Source organism: Methanosphaera sp. A6 (assembly GCF_001729395.1).
Lineage (GTDB): Archaea > Methanobacteriota > Methanobacteria > Methanobacteriales > Methanobacteriaceae > Methanosphaera > Methanosphaera stadtmanae.
In genome coordinates this window covers 1-20,085 of record NZ_MAIF01000103.1, presented here as the reverse complement: position 1 = coordinate 20,085, position 20,085 = coordinate 1, and the positions used below count along the sequence as shown (strand labels likewise).

20 protein-coding genes are annotated in these 20,085 nt (G+C 28.3%); 7 read left to right on the top strand and 13 right to left on the bottom strand.

All coding sequences use genetic code 11. The features are described from left to right. The first annotated feature begins 73 nt into the window (after positions 1-73). A complete protein-coding gene (pdxS, locus tag A9758_RS03635; RefSeq protein WP_011405690.1) occupies positions 74-961 on the top strand; it encodes a pyridoxal 5'-phosphate synthase lyase subunit PdxS in 888 nt (295 codons plus the stop codon). A gap of 90 nt (positions 962-1,051) precedes the next feature. Further along, positions 1,052-1,717 (top strand): exopolysaccharide biosynthesis protein, encoded by a 666-nt coding sequence (locus tag A9758_RS03630; RefSeq protein WP_011405691.1) that lies wholly within the window; start codon positions 1,052-1,054, stop codon positions 1,715-1,717. A gap of 29 nt (positions 1,718-1,746) precedes the next feature. Here the strand turns inward: A9758_RS03630 and A9758_RS03625 are convergent, their stop codons facing one another. Continuing rightward, entirely contained in the window at positions 1,747-3,066 is a 1,320-nt protein-coding gene (locus A9758_RS03625; protein WP_011405692.1) for an NUDIX domain-containing protein, read from the bottom strand. A 390-nt stretch (positions 3,067-3,456) separates the two neighbouring features. After that, positions 3,457-4,086, bottom strand: a complete 630-nt coding sequence (locus tag A9758_RS03620) for a hypothetical protein (protein ID WP_011405693.1) — start codon at positions 4,084-4,086, stop codon at positions 3,457-3,459. Positions 4,087-4,349: 263 nt separating this feature from the next. Between A9758_RS03620 and A9758_RS03615 the strand changes: the two genes are divergently transcribed. Beyond that, complete coding sequence (locus tag A9758_RS03615; protein ID WP_011405694.1) at positions 4,350-5,552, top strand: MnmC family methyltransferase; 1,203 nt, start codon at positions 4,350-4,352, stop codon at positions 5,550-5,552. A 19-nt stretch (positions 5,553-5,571) separates the two neighbouring features. On the opposite strand, the gene A9758_RS03610 is transcribed toward A9758_RS03615, so the two are convergent. Then, positions 5,572-6,117 (bottom strand): hypothetical protein, encoded by a 546-nt coding sequence (locus A9758_RS03610; RefSeq protein ID WP_011405695.1) that lies wholly within the window; start codon positions 6,115-6,117, stop codon positions 5,572-5,574. 126 nt (positions 6,118-6,243) lie between these two features. On the opposite strand from A9758_RS03610, the gene A9758_RS03605 reads away from it, so the two are divergent. Together A9758_RS03605 and A9758_RS03600 are read left to right on the top strand one after the other, a co-directional pair. Further along, a complete protein-coding gene (locus A9758_RS03605; protein ID WP_011405696.1) occupies positions 6,244-6,651 on the top strand; it encodes a TadE/TadG family type IV pilus assembly protein in 408 nt (135 codons plus the stop codon). 47 nt (positions 6,652-6,698) lie between these two features. Continuing rightward, entirely contained in the window at positions 6,699-7,169 is a 471-nt protein-coding gene (locus A9758_RS03600; protein ID WP_011405697.1) for a class III signal peptide-containing protein, read from the top strand. Between the two features lie 84 nt (positions 7,170-7,253). Here A9758_RS03600 and A9758_RS03595 read toward each other — a convergent pair whose 3' ends face one another. The 4 genes from A9758_RS03595 to metG form a co-directional block, all read right to left on the bottom strand. Beyond that, complete coding sequence (locus A9758_RS03595; RefSeq protein ID WP_083757032.1) at positions 7,254-8,135, bottom strand: glycosyltransferase 4 family protein; 882 nt, start codon at positions 8,133-8,135, stop codon at positions 7,254-7,256. A 72-nt stretch (positions 8,136-8,207) separates the two neighbouring features. After that, complete coding sequence (locus tag A9758_RS03590; protein ID WP_011405699.1) at positions 8,208-8,705, bottom strand: helix-turn-helix domain-containing protein; 498 nt, start codon at positions 8,703-8,705, stop codon at positions 8,208-8,210. Between the two features lie 14 nt (positions 8,706-8,719). Then, positions 8,720-10,327, bottom strand: coding sequence for a DUF530 domain-containing protein (locus A9758_RS03585; protein WP_011405700.1), 1,608 nt, complete (start codon positions 10,325-10,327; stop codon positions 8,720-8,722). Then, positions 10,324-12,354: a methionine--tRNA ligase gene (gene metG, locus A9758_RS03580; RefSeq protein ID WP_011405701.1), complete on the bottom strand. Its 2,031-nt coding sequence runs from the start codon at positions 12,352-12,354 to the stop codon at positions 10,324-10,326. Before metG ends, A9758_RS03585 begins: the two co-directional genes overlap by 4 nt. A 247-nt stretch (positions 12,355-12,601) precedes the next feature. Here metG and priL point away from each other — a divergent pair, with 247 nt between their 5' ends. Continuing rightward, complete coding sequence (priL, locus tag A9758_RS03575; protein WP_011405702.1) at positions 12,602-13,945, top strand: DNA primase large subunit PriL; 1,344 nt, start codon at positions 12,602-12,604, stop codon at positions 13,943-13,945. Continuing rightward, complete coding sequence (gene priS / locus A9758_RS03570; protein WP_011405703.1) at positions 13,942-14,916, top strand: DNA primase catalytic subunit PriS; 975 nt, start codon at positions 13,942-13,944, stop codon at positions 14,914-14,916. Before priL ends, priS begins: the two co-directional genes overlap by 4 nt. Here the strand turns inward: priS and cca are convergent. The 6 genes from cca to A9758_RS03540 form a co-directional block, all read right to left on the bottom strand. Beyond that, a complete protein-coding gene (gene cca / locus A9758_RS03565; RefSeq protein WP_255359970.1) occupies positions 14,913-16,265 on the bottom strand; it encodes a CCA tRNA nucleotidyltransferase in 1,353 nt (450 codons plus the stop codon). The two genes, priS and cca, sit on opposite strands and share 4 nt — an antisense overlap. A gap of 87 nt (positions 16,266-16,352) precedes the next feature. Continuing rightward, entirely contained in the window at positions 16,353-16,928 is a 576-nt protein-coding gene (gene cbiT, locus A9758_RS03560) for a precorrin-6Y C5,15-methyltransferase (decarboxylating) subunit CbiT (protein ID WP_011405705.1), read from the bottom strand. Positions 16,929-16,965: 37 nt separating this feature from the next. After that, complete coding sequence (locus A9758_RS03555; protein ID WP_011405706.1) at positions 16,966-17,520, bottom strand: UbiX family flavin prenyltransferase; 555 nt, start codon at positions 17,518-17,520, stop codon at positions 16,966-16,968. A gap of 10 nt (positions 17,521-17,530) precedes the next feature. Further along, positions 17,531-18,082: an RNA 2',3'-cyclic phosphodiesterase gene (gene thpR / locus A9758_RS03550; RefSeq protein WP_011405707.1), complete on the bottom strand. Its 552-nt coding sequence runs from the start codon at positions 18,080-18,082 to the stop codon at positions 17,531-17,533. A 69-nt stretch (positions 18,083-18,151) separates the two neighbouring features. Continuing rightward, a complete protein-coding gene (locus tag A9758_RS03545) occupies positions 18,152-19,231 on the bottom strand; it encodes a 3-dehydroquinate synthase II (RefSeq protein ID WP_011405708.1) in 1,080 nt (359 codons plus the stop codon). A 13-nt stretch (positions 19,232-19,244) separates the two neighbouring features. Continuing rightward, a complete protein-coding gene (locus tag A9758_RS03540; protein WP_011405709.1) occupies positions 19,245-20,039 on the bottom strand; it encodes a 2-amino-3,7-dideoxy-D-threo-hept-6-ulosonate synthase in 795 nt (264 codons plus the stop codon). Positions 20,040-20,085: the final 46 nt, after the last annotated feature.

Genomic DNA, 20,085 nt, shown 5'->3' with positions numbered 1-20,085 from the left:
GTTATAAATTTATTATTTATTATATATATTATAGAATTCATAGAATTTATCAACTAGAAGGAGAATAAAAATAATGATACATGGAACAAAAGTATTAAAAGAAGGATTCGCTAAAATGACAAAAGGCGGAGTTATTATGGATGTAGTAAATGCAGAACAAGCAGCTATAGCTGAAGATGCAGGAGCAGTATCTGTAATGGCTTTAGAAAGAGTACCATCTGATATAAGAAAAGCTGGTGGAGTAGCAAGAATGGCTGATCCATCAAAAGTAATTGAAATTATGGATGCAGTAGATATTCCTGTAATGGCAAAAGTAAGAATTGGTCACTTTGTAGAAGCACAAGTACTCCAATCATTAGGAGTAGATATGATAGATGAAAGTGAAGTATTAACACAAGCAGATGAAGACTTCCATATAGACAAAGAACAATTCACAATTCCATTTGTATGTGGGGCAAGAGACCTTGGAGAAGCTCTAAGAAGAGTAGATGAAGGGGCAGCAATGATAAGAACCAAAGGTGAAGCTGGTACTGGAAATGTTGTAGAAGCAGTAAGACACATGAGAACAATTCAAGGTGCTATAAGAGAAATTGAAAATAAAACAGAAGAAGAATTATGGCAAGTAGCTCGTGAAATTAATGCACCAAGAGAATTAGTAAAATTAACAGCAGAAAAAGGAAGAATTCCTGTAGTTAACTTCTCAGCAGGTGGAATAGCAACACCAGCAGATGCAGCATTAATGATGCAATTAGGAGCAGATGGAGTATTTGTAGGTTCAGGTATTTTCAAATCAGAAAACCCGGAACTTGTAGCAAAAGCAGTAGTTGAAGCAACAGCTCACTATGAAGATGCAGATTTAATTGCAGATGTATCAACTGATTTAGGTGCAGCAATGCCTGGTATTGATATTAATGAAATACCAGAAGAAGAAAGATTACAAAACAGAGGAAACTTAATATAAGTTCTCTTCTTTATTTTTCTTTATAAATAAAATACTATTTTTTTTATATAACTTAGGAGATTATATATTTAATATTCAAGAGGTGAAGTTGTGGATAAAAATATTGAAAACACACTCATACTTAAAGATGAACATATTAAGTATATAAAAACATCAGATAGACTTAGAATAATTAGAAAGAATATTCCCCAAGGAAATATCACTATAAAAACATTGGTTGATACTCTCATAAATGAAGGAGTCTATCTCTTAATAATAATATTAGTAGCTCCATTCTTATTTCCAGTATCTATTCCAGGGAGTAGTACACCATTTGGCGTGTTAATAATATTACTTAATTTTTCAATACTCTCTAATGGACATTTACATCTACCAAAATTCATATCAAAGCAAGTATTAACTACAGAAACTATTGATAAATTCTTTGATATATTACATAAGGCATTAAGTTATGTGGAATTAATATCAAAGCCAAGGGGTAAACTAGTAACAAACAAGCATATTCTTAAAATTAATGCAGTAATAACGATTATTTTAGCATTTTTATTGTTTCTACCACTACCTATTCCATTTACAGATTTCATACCGAGTGTAGCAATACTGTTGTTGGCAGTAAGTAGTTTAGAAAATGATTCCTATCTAATGATAATAGGATATGTTGCAACTGTTATTACATTAGCTTACTTCTATTCAGTAGGTTATATTGGGGTTGAAATAATTCGTGCTGTGCTAAATACTATTTTAGCATATATTTAAAAAAAATAGAGGATGTTTATAGAAAAAAATTAATTTTTTCTTTTACCTTTTGGTCTAGGAATTACTTTATGTTCATTATTAGATGTGGTTCTATTGATTTCATCTAATTTTTCTTTCCATCCTTGTCTTTTAATACCTTCAGAATTAAAGCTAATCTTTTGTGTTGACTGTTTTTCTTTTCTTATGTATGGTGTTTTTTCATTGTTATGAATAACTTTAATGTTCTGATTTTTAGATACTTTTGGAGCTTCATGAATCTTATTTTCTTTTTTCATATTGTTTGCAGAATTCACATTCATATCAAATACTTTTTTAGGTTTGATATCTTCAGGTTTTGGATCTTGTGTATCTTCATGTTCTACTACAATATCATCAAATTCTGTAACATTATCTATTGAATGTTCTAATACTATATCATCTGCACTAGAAGTGTTATGTTCTATTATTATTTCATCACTTGCAGTTTCAGCTTTAGTATTTACCTCATCAACAGTATCATTTTCATCTAACATAACTGTATCTATACTTTCATTTGTTGTGTTATCAATGTAATCATGATTTATGATTATGTTATCTGTATTATCTTCTGGTGTATCCGGGATTATATCTTCACTTCTATCTATTACAATTTCTTCAGATGTATCTGGAGTTATTTGTTCTGTTGTATTATCAATTATATCTTCTTTTATATTGATATATGGCATATCTGATGTAGAGTACATATTAGGTTTTGGTTTTGTTTGTTCAACATTTGCCTTTTTTGGATGAAATGTTCTTAGTATAGTGTCTTTTAACATACCTAATGAACTTTTTACTTGTTTTTCTGATTGTTCTTTTACATTTTTAACTGGATTAGTATCTATTTTTGAGCCAATTCCAAAGAAACTATCTTGACTCATTTCATTTCTTGTATTTTGTAATGAGTCCATTTCTTCTATTTCTCTTGAAACATCATTAAATGGTTCTTCTGTATGTTTTATATAGTTTTTTAACCAACCATTTAATGGATATTCATTTAATCTGTTTAATGGAATCCATTCAAAGTTTTCATAATTATTTGATAGTAATAATTCTCCATTTAATATATGTCCAGTCATTATTACATGTATTTCTTTTACACTATGTGTTACATAGTTTGTTACTCCAATTATCTTTCCAGGATAAACATAATATCCTATTTCCTTTGGTATTCTATTTATAACAACTTCATCAAAACTATCATCATTTGTTAAAACAGCACCTGGAAGATCCCATCTTGATTTTCTATCCTCACGTTTTTCTTTAAGAAGTAGGATTTTACCCTCATCATTACTTACGACGGTTTTTACATACATTTTAAATGTTTTCATTGTATAAACATCCTATTGTTTTATTTAAACTTCATTTTTAATTTCTATTAACTATTATACTCTAAGTTTAAATCTCTATTGATAATAATGTATATAATTACTAAGTATTATTTATTAGTATTTTTTGATATGGAAAATAAGTTTTCTATTAAACTCTTAGTAAAATCATAATTTGTAATAATATATAAATAAAATTAATATTTATAACCAAATCAGTTATGAAGATATATTGTGTAGATGAAATTAAAAAAAATAACAATACTTATTATAAGAGTAGGGTGTAGCTATTTTAAGTTTACTTGGATTATATGCTAAGAAATTACATCAGAGGTTATATATGTAAAATAAGTGGTTAAACTCTAAAAAATAATAAAAAAATAGAAGTGGAGGTTATTGTGTTACATTAGCTTGCGTATTTGTGTTGTTTGCAATGTTTTGTTTTTCAAGTTGACCATAATATGCACTATCTAAGTTAAGATCATGAAGTTTCTTATTTAAATCAGGATTTTGATCTAAAAATGTTTTTATATCGTTATATACTTGATTTAACTCTGTTGATGACTGTGCATTGTCAGAACTTGCTTGATTTATCGTATTTTGTGCATCAAGAGCAGTTTTTTCTCCTTTAACATATTGTGATAATGCATTTAAGAGTGTTACTGTAGCATTAAGATTTTTAGATTCTAGTTGAACTCTCTTCATTTGTAAGTCAATGTATTGTTTTTCAGTGTCATTATTGGTATTTGTCTTAGTTTCATTAAGACGTAATAATTCTTCTGAATATTTTGGTGTTATTTGATTGTTTATTGTATGTATTAATGTATCTGCATCAGTACTATTTTGTTGATTGATTTGATTTGTTGTACTTGCTATTTCTGTTTCAACAGCACTTGCATTTTGCAAGGTTTTATTGAAGTTTTCAGATAATAAAGTACTTTGATATGATTCATATTGTGGTATTGCTATGATTAAAGCAACTAAAATTACTGCAATAATACCAATAATCATCTTTTTGTTCATTATCTCACCTTTTATTATTTTATTTTTTATATTTGTTTATTATAACTTAACTAATTATAGTATAATATTATTATTTTTAAAAAGTTTTTTTCTAAAGTTTTATTAATTGTGAAGTTAATAGTATAATTATATTAATAATTGTATATTTAATTAGATAAGGGTAAATGTTTTTTAATTTTATTTTTTTTTTCTATAGATAATTAAATTGGATCAAATTTAAAAATAAGGTAACAAAAATTAACTTAAAATATTAAGGTGAAGTTATGGACGATAATCAAGAGGATTCACGACTTGAAATGTCACAACAAAATAAACAAATAATACAACAAGTCTTTGAATTAGAATTAGATGGTCATAAAGATGCAAGAGAGTTATATAAAGAAGAAATAGCAGGATTTTTAATTAAAACAGATGATGGATCCTATACTTTATCATCAGAAAAACGTTCTGATGGTATAGAGACATTACATAGTACTTTTGGTGCACGTACAGAGGCATTTGAAAAATTTGCAATTCCATCTAAACTTAAAGAAAAAGCAGAATCAAGAAAAATTATACGGGTTTTAGATATATGTAGTGGTATTGGATATAATGTATCAGCATTACTTGACTATTTAAATGATAGTGATGTTGTAATAGAAGTTGATATGGTTGAATCCTCTTTAGAAACATTGGCAACTACCCTTTTTATTCCAGATATATGTAAATCCCATGGTTTTGTTAAGAAAACAATAGAACTTTACTTAATAGAAAATGGTTATCTACAGTATAATAAAGTTCTAAGTGACATTCCCTCAAATATTAAATTAAATATTCATGTCTGTGATGCACGTGATTTTTTAAAAGAAAATGCAAATAAAGAGTATGATGCAGTATTTTTAGATCCATTTAGTCCAGCTAAATGTCCGGAATTATATACTGTTGATTTTTTCAATAAATTAAAAGAATTCTTAACAACAACTTCTCTTATATTAACATATACAGCTGCAAGTGCAGTTAGAAGTGCTATGATTAAGGTAGGTTTACATGTTGGTGAAGGTCCACAGTTTCATAGAAGTGGTGGAACAATAGCTTCAAAATGTTTTGACTTGTTAGATAAACCCTTAGCATTTGGTGATGAGAAGGTTATAGCTTTAAGTGATGTTGGAGTTCCATATATGGATCCTGATTTATCTGATGATTATAACACAATAATTGCAAGAAGACAATCTATACGTAGTAAGATTAGAGGAGTATCTGTATTTCCATCTTCAAGTAAACTTCCACGTTATCTTGGAATTGATCCTATGGAGATTGAAGATGAAACATTACGTGATAAATTAAATGGTTATGTTCAAAATATGGGATTTGAAGCATTAAATGATCCAAGAATTTTAAGTATGTTGGATATAGATAGAAATGCACCTAGTAAGAATCAGGTTCTTGAATTAGAGCAGAATATGGAATATATATTAAATTCAATATAGTTAGGTAATATTATACTACCTAACAATAATTATTATATTGACTATACTTGTTTCTATTTTTATTAGATCTTTCTATGTTAATAGCACTAACTTCTCCAATGATGTGTATATTTATATTCCATATTGGATTGTTTTTTTGGATAGGAATTGCTAGTATATCTTGTATTTTACTTTTTAATTCTTTTTCTAGTTTTTCTTTTCTATGGGGTATGTATGAATCAACATGGCATGTTATGTTAAATGTGTCATGGTATGTTATTTTATGTCTTATTTTTCTAAGTATTGTGGATGTAATGTAGTTTGTATTGTTTATAACACATTCTACTGGAACTATTGTTTCAAGTGTTTTTATATTTTCATTTTCTATTTCTTTTATTAATTCTTGTGGCTTTGGATATTCTAAGAAGAATATGTATGGATTTTCTGATTCTTTAAGAAAATAATCTTCTTTTTTATTGTTTATATTTTTTTCAAATTGATAAATCATTTCATCTAGTTGTTTGGCATTTTCAGTTTCATTGAATTTTATTAATAACTCTGGTTTATTTGTTTTATGTATTGACATAACAGTGGACTTTCACTCCATATTTATATACAATGTATATAATTTTTATAATTTTATTTTATATTTTATAATATATAATATTTTTTATTATAAAATTTATATATTAGGATGTAGTTATATATTATTATGAATGAAAGGGGACAAATAACAATAGAATTTATGGTGGTTTTTATATTGTTACTTGGTATATTTTTGACAGTATTATCCATTACAAATGAAGAATTAGATAGTATAAATCAGACACAAAAAAGAAAACAGGCAAGAATGGTCTCTGATGATATAGCAAGTGTTATTAATCAAGTCTATATTCAAGGATCAGGTTATTCAAAAACATATACATTACCTTCTAAAATAAATCAAGAAACATACATAGTTCAAATAAATAAAACTGGTGTTTATATAAATAGTCATTATCAAATAACAAAAAGTCATTATATTCCAAAAAAGAACATAATACAAAAAAACTATATTTTACTACCAAACAATACATATGTATTTAAAAATAATAACAATATAATAGAAGTAGTATCATAATACTATAAAATTCTATTTATTAAAAGTAAAATAATGATAATATTATTATGAATAATAAAGGACAACTTACAATAGAATACATTATCTTGTGTAGCATATTGTTAATTACATTAGTACTTACAATAAACACAATCACAAATGAAGTAGAAAAAAACACAATACTATCAGCAGCACAAATAGGAGCACAAAATGGAATAAATAAAAATGGATATGCCACATACTACAACGATACATTCAACAACTACAATCAACATCATCCACAACTTTTAACACCAACAACAATAAAAATAATCAACATAACATTAGATGAGAAAAATAAAACAATATTCATACAAACTACTGTAACTACTAAAACAACACTAGATACACAAGAAAAAAACATCATGGGTTCACGTATAAACTACTACATAAGAAAAAGTATAACAGATACATTTGGAAAAAATCCAACAAACATATATTATGATCCAGCAAAATCAGAAAACTACATAATAAAAACACAACCAGTAATATGGAAATAATATATAAATTATCAAAGTGGGATTAGTCAAGTATAATACCTAGAAATAAAACTAAAATAATCTTGTTTGAAAAAAATAGAAAAATTAGATAATAGCACCTTTACTTACATATGCTATTATAATACCAAGTAAACCAAAAAATATTCCAATACTCCAAATTATATAAACAACTTGTTTTTCCTTCATTGGCCTTTTAAGAATGTATCTTATAAGTGAATTAAAACCACCACTTGGAGCTACAAGCTCACCATTCTCTTTAACCTCTGTTGGCTTAAAATTTTGACGTTCCATAACACCAACACTTCTAAATTTAAGAAAACCATCAATAATATTGGGAATAAGAACAATAAATGCAATGATTTTTACTCTTCCAATAAATGCAATAATTGCAATACATGCACCAATTATTAATGTTCCAACATCACCTGGAAATACATTAGCAGGATATTTATTGTAGAATAAAAAAGCAAGTAATGCACCTAACATTGAAAATGATATGATAGCTACATCATATTTATTCATAATAATACAAGATAATGTTAATGAAGTCATAGCAATAACACCAAGTCCTGTTTCAATACCATTAAATCCAGCTAACATATTTGTTAGATTGGAAGCAATAGATACAGCAATTGGGATGAATATCATGTAAATAATGCCTACATTTGGTGGAGTAACCCACATAATAGGTAATCCTGCAATCCAAAGAAGTAATAATTTTTCCTTTGAAGATAACATTATCAAGTCATCAACCATACCAATAATACCAGTAAGAAGTATTACAATGAGTGTTATTGTAAGTTGTGACTGCCATTGAGGATAGAGATATACTCCAACCATTATAGCAATTGCAAATCCAAGTATGATTCCTATTCCACCCATCTCTGCAACTTCAGGCTTACTTAACTTATGTATATCTCTTCCAACAATATCTGCCTTTTTAAGTCGTTTAATTAAATGGGGCATAACAGTAAATGTTATTATAAACGATATAAATCCACAAATACCAGATGTTAATAGGAGTTGTCCAGTATTCACTTAGTACACTCCCGTCTGTTTAGAATTAATTAATTTTTTTTCTTTTTTTAAGATATAGTAAACAGTTCTAATTGGTATATCAAGCATTCGTGAAATGATTTTTACTGGTGTTCCCTTATTTTTAAGTTCAACAATTTGATTTCTTGTATCTTGAGAATACTTAGATTTGGGACCTTGTTTTAATTTCTTATTTTTAAGATAGTAAACTGTTTTCTGGCTAATATGTAATCTTTTAGCAATTGCTTTAGGATTAAAACCTGAATTTAACATTTCATCAATTGTATCTCTTATTCCTTCATCATATTTCTGTGGACGACCTCTTTGTTCAATAATGGAAATTGTAATTCCTAATTCATTTAATGCATCAAGGTATGTTTGTGATGTTCTTTCATATAAACTTTGAGGACATTCTATTGTTTCAAGGTCAGGGTTTTCATCTAATAATTCAATAATTAATCTTGAGGATAAGGGTTTGTTTACATGTATTTTTGAACTCAAAATACCACCACTCTTTATTTATTTATTATTTCTAAGAATTTTTTTGCTTTATTAGTTGATGGTTTTTCTATTTTTTGCAGTGCTGCTTTTTCTTTTGCAGCTTCATCTTTATCTACATATAAAAGGTCAGCAGCTTTATTTAATGAAATATTAGACTTACTATTTAATGCAATAGCACCATAAGCTGCATGATTTGATTTAAGATGTAGTTTTTTACGTTTTGTTTCAAGATCTAATTTATATTGGATTGTTTCCTTCATATTCGGGATTGTATCAATATTTTCTCCACTATCTTGTAATAATTCTATTACATCCTTTGGAAATATATTTTCAAATACTTTTATTTGATTAGAATCTAATGTTGGTCTAAGGTTAGGAAATGGTCCAGAATAGTTATTACGTCTATTTTCAGATGTTGTTAAGTAATATTTAAAAATATCCCATAGTATTAGTATAAATGGTGTTTCTATGTAGTAATGTTTTTTAATTTCTGATTCTTTATTCAGATCTTCTTTTAATTCTCTATCTAATTTGTGATCCTTCGTAATAAGATTTACTTTTCGAAGTTTAACGTATGTTAATTCTTCTTCTAATTCAATACGTTCTTCTGCTTCTCTTGCAAGTCTTCCAGCATCTTTTCTAGCTTCATTAAGTACACTGTTGTAAGTGTCTATCTTTTTCATATTATGAATATGTTTGGGTATAATCTCATCTATCTTCTTACTAACAATATTTTCTGAATAATGAAGATATGCTATTGCTAGGGCATTTTGAACATATTTATCATTTATTAATGATGGTTTTTTATGATGGAATTGAAGTAATTCAATACGTACATTTGGTCCATAACGTTTACGTAATTCTAATTCATAGTTTGATTCATCAGCATAATCAATATTCATCTTTCTGCTAACCCATTTACCAGTATTTTCATCTTTTATTTTAGCAATTACAGTTATACTTTTTACACGTCCTCTTTTTTCTTGTTTCATAATCTTAATTATTTTACGATATGCTTCAAGACTATAATTTGTTAATTGGGAACGTTTTAGGAGGTATTCTCCTCCTAATGGTAGGTATTTAATTAATTCTAATCTACAAATTCCACTCATATCTGAATCAAATTTAAATTCAGAACTTCCACATTCACACTTACAACTTTCTACTTCATTCTCATCATATACTAGAATATCTTCAAGTGTTTTTTTCTTATATTTTTGACCACATTTTTTACATTCAAGTTCAACATATTCTTCTAAGTGACCTATTGCTATTTTATGAGAAGCAATAGCAGATTTTACCTGATCAAGAATATTTTTCTTATTTGATGCTTTTATACGGAAGTATTGTGCATGTCTAGATTGATCATGTACATCATCAGGGATAATTTCAGGATTACTAGAATTTCCTCCTTTACTATAACGTTTTAAAGCACTATATGGTGAAGTAAATCCTCTGATTTCCATTTTATTACGAATATTTTGTAATTGTTTTAAGTTACTATTAAGGTAGCTATATATTTTTATGAAACTATCAAAATCTTCAATACTTTCAGCAATAACAGGTTTACTTTGTATTGTTTTAAGAAACTTCTCACTTTGTGTCACTAAGATGTCGCTCATTTTATATATTCACCAACATTTCCTTCTGTTGTTAAAAGTTCCATACTATCAGTAGCAAGTAACATACCATTAGATTCTACACCAAATAATTTTGCAGGTTGAAGATTTGCAACTACAATAACCTTTTTATCAATAAGTTCATCTACTTCATATCTTTTAGCTATTCCTGCTACTACTTGTCTTACTTCTTTGCCTAAATCCACTTGTAATTTAAGTAAATTTTCACTTCCATCTATTTTTTGTGCTTCTTTTATTTGTCCAACTACTAATTTTACTTTTCCAAATTCATCTATACTTATTAAATCACTCATATTATCGTCCTCATTTTCTTTATTTTCTTCTTCAAGAGAATATAATTTATCTTTTTCTTCTTTTATTATTTCATCAGGTATTTTAGAAAATAGTGGTTTTGCACTATTGATTTCATATCCTGCAGGTAAGAATTCTTTTGCTTCATCCCATTTTACAAGAGGAGTTCTTTCCTCAAATTTCATAAATCCATCAACATGTTCTGTTGGCATATTTAATACTTTTCTTATTTTCTGAACACTTATTGGAATGTATGGTGTTAATACAATTGATAAAACATGTACTAATTGGTTTGATAAGTTAATACATGTTTTTGCACTTTCAATATCTTCTTTTACACCTTTCCATGGTTTTTTATCATTGAAGTATTTGTTTGCTTCTTTTGTAAGGGACATTATTCCTTGTAATCCTTCTCTAAATTGGAAATTATCAATATAATTAGCAACTACGTCGGGTAGTGCTTTGATTTTTTCTTCAAATTCTTTATCTTCATCTGTATAACTTCCCATTTCAGGTATTTTACCATCAAAGAATTTGTTTGTAAATGTAAATGTTCTATGAATGAAATTACCAAGATTGTCTGTTAATTCATTATTTACTCTTCTTTGGAAGTCATCCCATGAAAAGTCAGTATCCTTATTTAATGGTGCATTTATTACCATGTAGTATCTAAGTAAATCACTATCAAATTTTTTAAGGAAATCTTCTACCCATATTACCCATCCTTTACTTGTGGACATTTTACGTCCTTCAAGGGAGAGATATCCTCCACCAACAACGGAATATGGTAGGTTCCATCCACGACCCATTAACATACTAGGCCAGAATAATGTATGATGATAAATAATATCTTTTCCAATGAAATGTACTGTTTTATCATCCCAATATTCTTTCCAGTCAAGATCGTGTTTGTTAGCCCAACTTGCAGCTGAAGACTGGTATCCTTCAAATGCTTCTGCCCATACATAAAGTACTTTTCCTTCAGCATCATTTAGAGGTACTGGAATTCCCCAATTCATATCTCTTGTCATTATCCAATCTTTAAGGCCATCATTCAACCATTCTTTTGCAAAGTTTTTCACATTTTTAGGCAGATGTTCATTTGAATTAATCCATTCTTTTAATGGTTGTTCAAATTCATGTAACTTAAAGTAGTATTGTTTTGATTGTTCAATGTGGGGGGTACTGTCACAGATTAAACAGTGGGGTTCAACTAGATCTGTAGGATTTAGGTGACGACCACATACTTCACACTGATCTCCTCTTGCTCCTTCACTTTCACAGTAGGGACAGGTACCTTCAACATATCTATCAGGTAGGCTACGTTTACATTCATCACAATATAATTGGTCAATTACTTTTTCATAGATGTATCCCTTATTATAAAGGTCTAAGAAGAAGTCTTGTGCCATTTTATAATGTATTTCATCAGTAGTTCTTCTAAAACTATCTAAGGATATGTTACATGATTTTAAATCATTTCCAATTATTTCATGGTATATATCTGTAATATCCTTAGGATTCTTTTTTTCTTGTTCTGCTCTAACGGCAATAGGTGTTCCATGTTCATCAGTAGAACATACCATTAGAGTATCTACTCCAGTCATACGATTATAACGTGCATATATATCTGCAGGAATATATGTAGAACGTAGATGTCCAAGATGACATGGACCATTAGCATATGGAAGTGCACATGATATAAATAATTTACTCATTCTTTTTATTCTCCTTTACATTATTTATCTTAGAATAATGATTTTTATTCCTAATAAAGGTGTATGGTACTTTTTTTTATTAGTGAGAAGTACTTCCTTTATTTTTTCCTTGTAATATTTTTTTCTAAAAAATAAATCTAATACTCAGAATATCAATTATAATTAATATTTATATATGGTGTTCATGATTTATTTATTTTACTAGGTAAAAGATTATTACATTATAGGTTATAGATATTATATTATCATGATAGAAACTTCATTTATAAATCCATTTAGCTTTGAGGCTAAAGAAATTGTAAGAAAATTAGGACAAATTGAAAATTTAGATAAGAAAAATGATTCATTAATAGATATTATAAAACATACACATTCACAGAAACTTTCATCAATACCTGAAACATTAGAACAATTAGCTCTACATAAATTCCAATGGTACTTAGATAAAAAAACTGATAACTTTGATGATAAGGTTTATGAATATTTATTTAATCCTGAAATTTATGAATATGATGTGCTATCCTTTTATTTTTTATGTCAAGCTGTAGCAATAGGTTTTGGTGAGGATAGTCACGAAGCAAAACAAGTTGTAGAATTAGAAGCTAATCTTATAGATAATAGATTAGAAAGACTAAAAAGTGAACCTAATAATTTTCAGTATAGTTTTCTTAAAGAAGCATTAAATCAACTAATTGATACAAATAATGTCTACTGGAATGACTTAAAAGAAGTTATAGACCTTGGAGTAATCGACTTAAATAAATTATTACTGTCAAATGGTAGGGTTATTATAGAATATGAAGACTTTATAGAAGAATATGGACATTTAATTGAACATAGGAATCCACAAACAATGTATGAGGTAATATGTGGATTAAATCTAAAGAAAAATCTATTAAAAAGTATAATAATGAAAAAAACTAGGGATTATATTGTGAAGGTTGCTGAAAATTCTAGGAGAATGGTTGAACCTGATTCAATTATGAATGAATTATCAGGTAAAATAAGACAAATGGAACAAAAGGCAAGGGAGAGAAGATTTGGTTCATCAAATAGTGGTGCATATAATGATAATGGACCTGCACCATACATACAAGAGGCATTTCCACCATGTGTACGTAAGTGTATGGAGGGAATTAAAAGTGGTGGAAGAAACGATGCAATTGTGTTGTTTTTAACTCCATTTATATCATATGCTAGATTGGCACCAAATGTATTTTCAATGGAATATGATATGAAAGTATCTGATGTGGATCCATCACTTGAAATAACACATAAAGAAGTAATTCCAATGATTTATGAGGCTGCAAATGCTTGTAGACCACCATTATTCAAGGATCAGCCACAAGAAAAGATTAACATCAATTCTAAACTTGGTTTTGGTATGAATTCAGAATTAAAACTATCAGAGGAGGGTGAAACTAGGTGGTATACACCTATGAGTTGTGAAAAAATCAAATTACACATGCCAAATTTATGTATTCCTTGTGTTGATTGTAAAAAAATAGGAAATCCCTTGATATATTATAATCGTAAGAAAAGATTACTTGAAAAAAATAATTCAAAAGCAACAGCAGGTGAAGAAAAATGAGTGTTGAATTAAAACCTGCATCTAAATATGAACGTAAAATCTTTTATAAAGAAGAATGGAATGTGAAAGATGTTCCAGATTTCATAAGAAATTCTCTTACAAGTCGTGAATTTGGTTTTGATCATTATGGTAATGGACCAAATGATCGTTATAAGGTATTTGTTGATGATTTACGATTAAAACGTTTTATAAAAGTAAAACAACCATTTGCTGCATATTGTTCTGTGGCATTCTATGATAAGCCAAATCAGAGAAAGGGTTGGCAGAAATCAGAATTAGTATTTGATGTAGATGCAAAGGATATTCCAATAAGAACATGTGACTGTGCTGAAGGAGAAGTATGTGAAAAATGCTTAAATCAGGCAAAGGAGATAGTTTTAATGATAAGGGATGTTCTTAGTGGTGATTTTGGACTAACAAATATAAATCTCATATATTCAGGTAGGGGATACCATGTACGTGTTCTTGATGAAGATGTGATGGATGCATCAAGTGAGTTACGTGGGGATATAATACAGTATGTTACTGGTTCAAAACTACCTGATTTATCAAATGAGTATGGATTTAATGATTTACAACCATTTATTATACCATTTGGTTATCCAAAGAACTTTACAAGATGGTCAAAATATACAATTTTACATCTAAGACGATCTTCTAAATTAGATGATGTTAATAATCAATTATTAAGGGATGTTTTAAAACATAGAAATCTATTACAAGAAGATTTATGGGGTATGTTTAGGAGTAATATTGGACCTATACGTTATAAAAAGGTGATGAATGCAATTTCTAGAATTAATATGCAAATTACTGATACTAAGGTATCAATTGACTTAAAACGTATATTAAGACTTCCATCCACATTACATTCAAAGGTAAGTATGAAATCTACTCTAATAAAGAATATAGAAACATTTGATCCCTTTGATGATGCTGTTCCAAAATTTGTTTATGAACGTAATGATTAATGTTCTAATCTATAATTTGGATGTAAATATAGGAATATGTTGTTTAAGTTTTCATCATTTGTATTGTTAATAAATACTTCCATTTTTTCAAAAGAATAGTCCTTTAAAACTTCTTCTTTTATATTTTTTCCAAGTTTCAATATTGACATATTTTCTTCAAGAAGTATGTTTTTAATCATATCTTCTACTGTAATATATTTACGGTTACTAAGACTAATCCATTTATTGTTATGAATATATGCATTAGGATACTTATTTCTAAAATTATCACTATTTTTTGAGTCATATATTAATGGGCCATGATGTATTTTAACATTACTAAGACTTGCTACATCATATTCAAGAATAATATGGGCCACATTACTTGAGTCAATATAGTATCCACTTTCAAGAAGTGAAAAATCATAGATTCCTGAAACCTTCTCTAATGATTTCAATGTCTTATTTACTTGGGGATATATAACATCACTAGGAACATCAGGTACATTACATGATAAAACATAACAATAACTTCCCCTTTGTTTAAATAACTTTACTAATTCAGAAGGTGTTGTTGTAATTGTTTTATCTTGAAAGTAATTAATTGATGGATTTTTAAGATAATTTCGTGAAGCAACAATAAATTCAGAGAATTTCTGAATTGAAAGAGCAGCAGCAACATTTCTATTTTTATCAACAGGATCAATTACTATTAAGGCATCATGATAATTATTACAAGTACCATAATTCTCTAAATCTATTTTTAACTGATTTTTCCATTTATTTGCAGCATTTTCTATAACATTTTCAAATGTATGATATTTAAGAATTAATAACTCACAAAGATATCCTGAAAAACCACTAACCTTATAATTTGCACCATATGTATTAACACATGTCATAAACTTCTTAAGTAACAATACTTCATCAGTCTCATCACTTGTCATATGACTTTGAATATAGTTAGTATGGAGAATTGTTCTGTCAACTGCAGATTTAAGGTATGTGGTATCATTAATATTGTAACATGGAACAAAATCAATTTCAAATCCATTAATTAGGCCAGTGATATATGGATGAGATGCATATCTTTTCTCAGATATTCCACCAACAGTATCAATACAGTATTTCCCAAATTCTAATCCATATTTCTTTAAATCTTCCTCTGAATAATCAAGTGGAAATGCCATGAAAATATCAATGTCTGCTTTACCAACAAGTGATGTTTTCTTAGCAACAGAACCTACAAGTTTACATGTAATTTGAATATCTTTACTTTTAGCATAATTAGAAATAATATTCATTAATTTATCTGAAAAAGTAATAATTTTTTCTCTTTGTTTTTTAGTTGGTTTTATTTTTGATAAAATCTCATTATATATAGTATCATCATCCTCAGTATTGATTTAAAAAAATTCATTATTAATGTTATAAAAAAAGGTATAGGGTGGGAGTTATTATATTTTTCTAGCACTTACAATTGTAATAGGATTTAATGCTTTCATCATCACTCCTCTATCAAGTAATGTTCCTTTGGATACTGATATGTTAACAACTTCAGGTTCTGCTCCAAGTTCTTTAAGCATATGTACACTATCTGTTGCAGTTTCAAGTACAATAGATGTTATAACAATACGTCCTCCTATAGGTAATTTAAGATAACCAGTTTCAATAATATTATCAAGGTTACCTCCACTTCCACCAATCATAAGCTTAGTAAAATCTTCAATATGATCTAATGCTTTTAGGCCTTCATCCTCTATTAATTCCACCTTGTTTTGAAGTCCAAATTTTTCAAGATTTGCTCTTGTAGTTTTAATAGCATCAGGATTCATATCTATACTGTAAATTTTTTTAGCTCTTTTTGCAAATTCTAGTGTTAAGCCCCCAGTTCCACATCCAACATCAACAACAACATCTTCATCAGTTAACTTTACTTTACTAATTACTAATGCTCTTATTTCTTCTTTTGTAGGTCCAGGTACTTTTTCTGTTTTGATAAATTCATTATTTGGTGTTATATCAAAGTACATAATAAACATCTCCATATTTATTGTGTCTTATATAATGCTATTGTTTCCATTTAGTAAATAGATTATTATTAATATTCAAAATATCAAAAATCTTTCCAACTATGAAGTTAACTTGTTCATCAATAGTTTGGGGTTTATGATAAAAACCGGGCATAGCTGGAAGAATAATACCTCCTTCACGACTAATATTGGTCATATTTTCTAAATGAATGGTTCTAAGAGGAGTTTCTCGTGGTACTATAATTAAGGTTCTTCTTTCTTTTAGTGTTACATCAGCAACGCGTGTTATAGCATTATCACCATAACCATTACTAATTGCAGATAAGGTTTTCATACTTGAAGGTATTATTATAGTAGCATCAAATTTAAAAGAACCACTATTTATAATAGCATTTAAATCATGTTCATCATATGAATAAGAGGCAAGTTTTTCAACATCACAAACTAAGTAACTAGTTTCATATTCAATAATATCCTTTGCAATATCAGATATTACAAGATATGTTTCAATATCTGCCTTTTTTAATTCTTCAAGTAATCTAATACCATAAATAACACCACTAGCACCAGTTATTCCAACAACAATCTTCATAATAATCATCTCATAAAATAAATTCTTCCACAGTCTCATATATTGGACCAGTAGGTGTGAGTGTACTTGATTTAAGATGTATTTTTTTAATATTCATTTTACCATAATAGGTTTTACTTAATTGTTTTAATATATTGGATAGATTGTTTTTATTATAAACATCCCGCACACGCCCAATAGTGATATGGGGCGTATAATCATGTTCTTTTTTAAATCCTATTTTATTAAACTCATCATCCAGTTCTTTAATAAGATTAATTGTCGTGTCATTGTCTTTTATTCCTGTCCATATAACACGTGGACGATTCATATTTGGAAAAGCACCAACTTTGACTAGTTTCATAGTGTATGTTTCATAATTTTCTGTTGTTTTTCTTATAATTGAAGATATTTGTTTTTGTTTTCTTTGATTAATCTCTCCAAAAAATTTAAGAGTTAAATGGATATTTTCATCTTCAACATATTTTATCTTAGCAGAATTCGTGTTTTTTATAGTTTGCTGTGTTTTTTTAATTTTATTTTTCAATGATTCTTCTATTTCAATAGCTAAAAATGCACGCATAATAAGTACTTCCATTAATTAAAAAATTCAAATAAAAAAAAATAAAAAAAAGTAGGTTAATTAGAATATTTATTTTTCAATAATTTGTTCTTCAATAGCCATTCCAAAGTGTCTTGCAGCTTCACTAAAGTATGCAAGAACTTTATCTCCAACTTTTAGTTTAGAAACAGAGATTGGTTCACCTTTATCATTTACTAGTCTAATTGTTTCAGCATTCTGTACAAGAGTTCTTATTCTAGAATTCTTATATTTTGCTTCAATAAGAAGTAAAGGACGTTTTTCTATTTTTACACGGCCAACAATAACAGTGTTAGCTTCACCTTTACTATTTAATGTAACAACTTCATCTCCAGCTTCTAATTCTGAAAGATATCTTGTTTTATTCTCTGGAGTCATAACATAAGCATGTACTGGACCAGCATTTACTCTAAATGGACGTGATGCAACATATTCACTTTCTAATGTTTCACTATGAACTAAAAATAGTCCAGATGCAAATGAACCTACAAGCATTCCATCTCCAACATTCATCATTGAACATGTATCTACACATACTCTATCACCAATACCAACAGATTCTACTTTAGTAACAGTTGCAGCTTTAAGATCATATGATTCCTTTGATACTTTTTCTATTAGGGCACCTAATTTTCTTATTTCATTTCCATCATTAGATGATAATAACACACCATCAGATCCATGTTCCATTGTTTCAAGAGCTAATTTTGCTTCTTCATAATTTGGAACATCAACTATGATTTTAGAAGTTCTATTTTGTAAACTGGCAATGATATTTTCTAAAGGGATAACTTTCCAATTTTTACCTTTTAATATAACATAGTCTGCTACTGTACCTAGTTTAGATACTAGTAACTCATCATCCTTGTTATTAATTTCAACATATGCTGCTACTTCTTTACCACTTTCTTGTGCTTTTTTAATATCTGCCATGGTAATTTTGTTATTTAATCCAAGAAGTGTAATGTCAGAATCTTCTTTATCTGATATTATTGTTACACTACCTAATTTCTTAATAGTTTCAGCATTATCTAAATCCATTATGTGATCGAATCCAGATTCTAATGAATCAACAATAGCTTCTTTACGATCATTCCAAGTACCATTAGGTCTTATCCATGCAAATTTCATATTGTTACATCCTTTATTCTTTTAATATTTCCAGTGCTTCATCAGGTGTTGCATTGTTATGTACAACTTCTACTAGTGCACGTGTAATCTTTGCAGGATCTTCTGCTTGGAAAATATTTCTTCCAAATGCAACTCCAGCACCACCAACACTTATAGAGTCAGATACCATTTCAAATAATTGTCTTTGTGTTTCTATTTTAGGGCCACCTGCAATAAGTACAGGTACAGGACATCCATCAACTACTTCTTTAAATGAATCAGGATCGCCAGTATAATTTGTTTTTACAATATCTGCACCTAATTCTGCACCTACACGTGCTGCTAATTTAACAACTTCAGGGTCGTGTTCATTTTTAATTTCAGGTCCTCTAGGATACATCATTGCAAGAAGTGGAAGTCCCCATTTGTCACATTCTTCTGCTATTCTACCAGTTGATTGTAACATTTCTGGTTCTTTTTCAGAACCTATGTTTACATGTACACTTACAGCATCTGCTCCAAGTTGTACAGCTTTTTCAACACTTGTAACTTGTACTTTATGGAAAGGATCCATACTTGCATCAGTACTTGCAAATAAATGTAATATAAGTCCAATATCACTTCCATATCCACGGTGACCGTTTTTTACCATACCTTTATGCATTAGCACTGCATTTGCTCCACCATTAGCCACTGCATCTATTGTTTTTGTCATGTTTATAAGACCAGGGATTGGTCCTCCAGATATCCCATGGTCCATTGGTGCAATAACACATTTTCCTGTTTTACGGTTTATAATTCTTTCAATTCTAATCTTTTTACCTATCATTTTATCCCTTTTAGATGTAATATTAATTTGAAAATTATTATTTTTT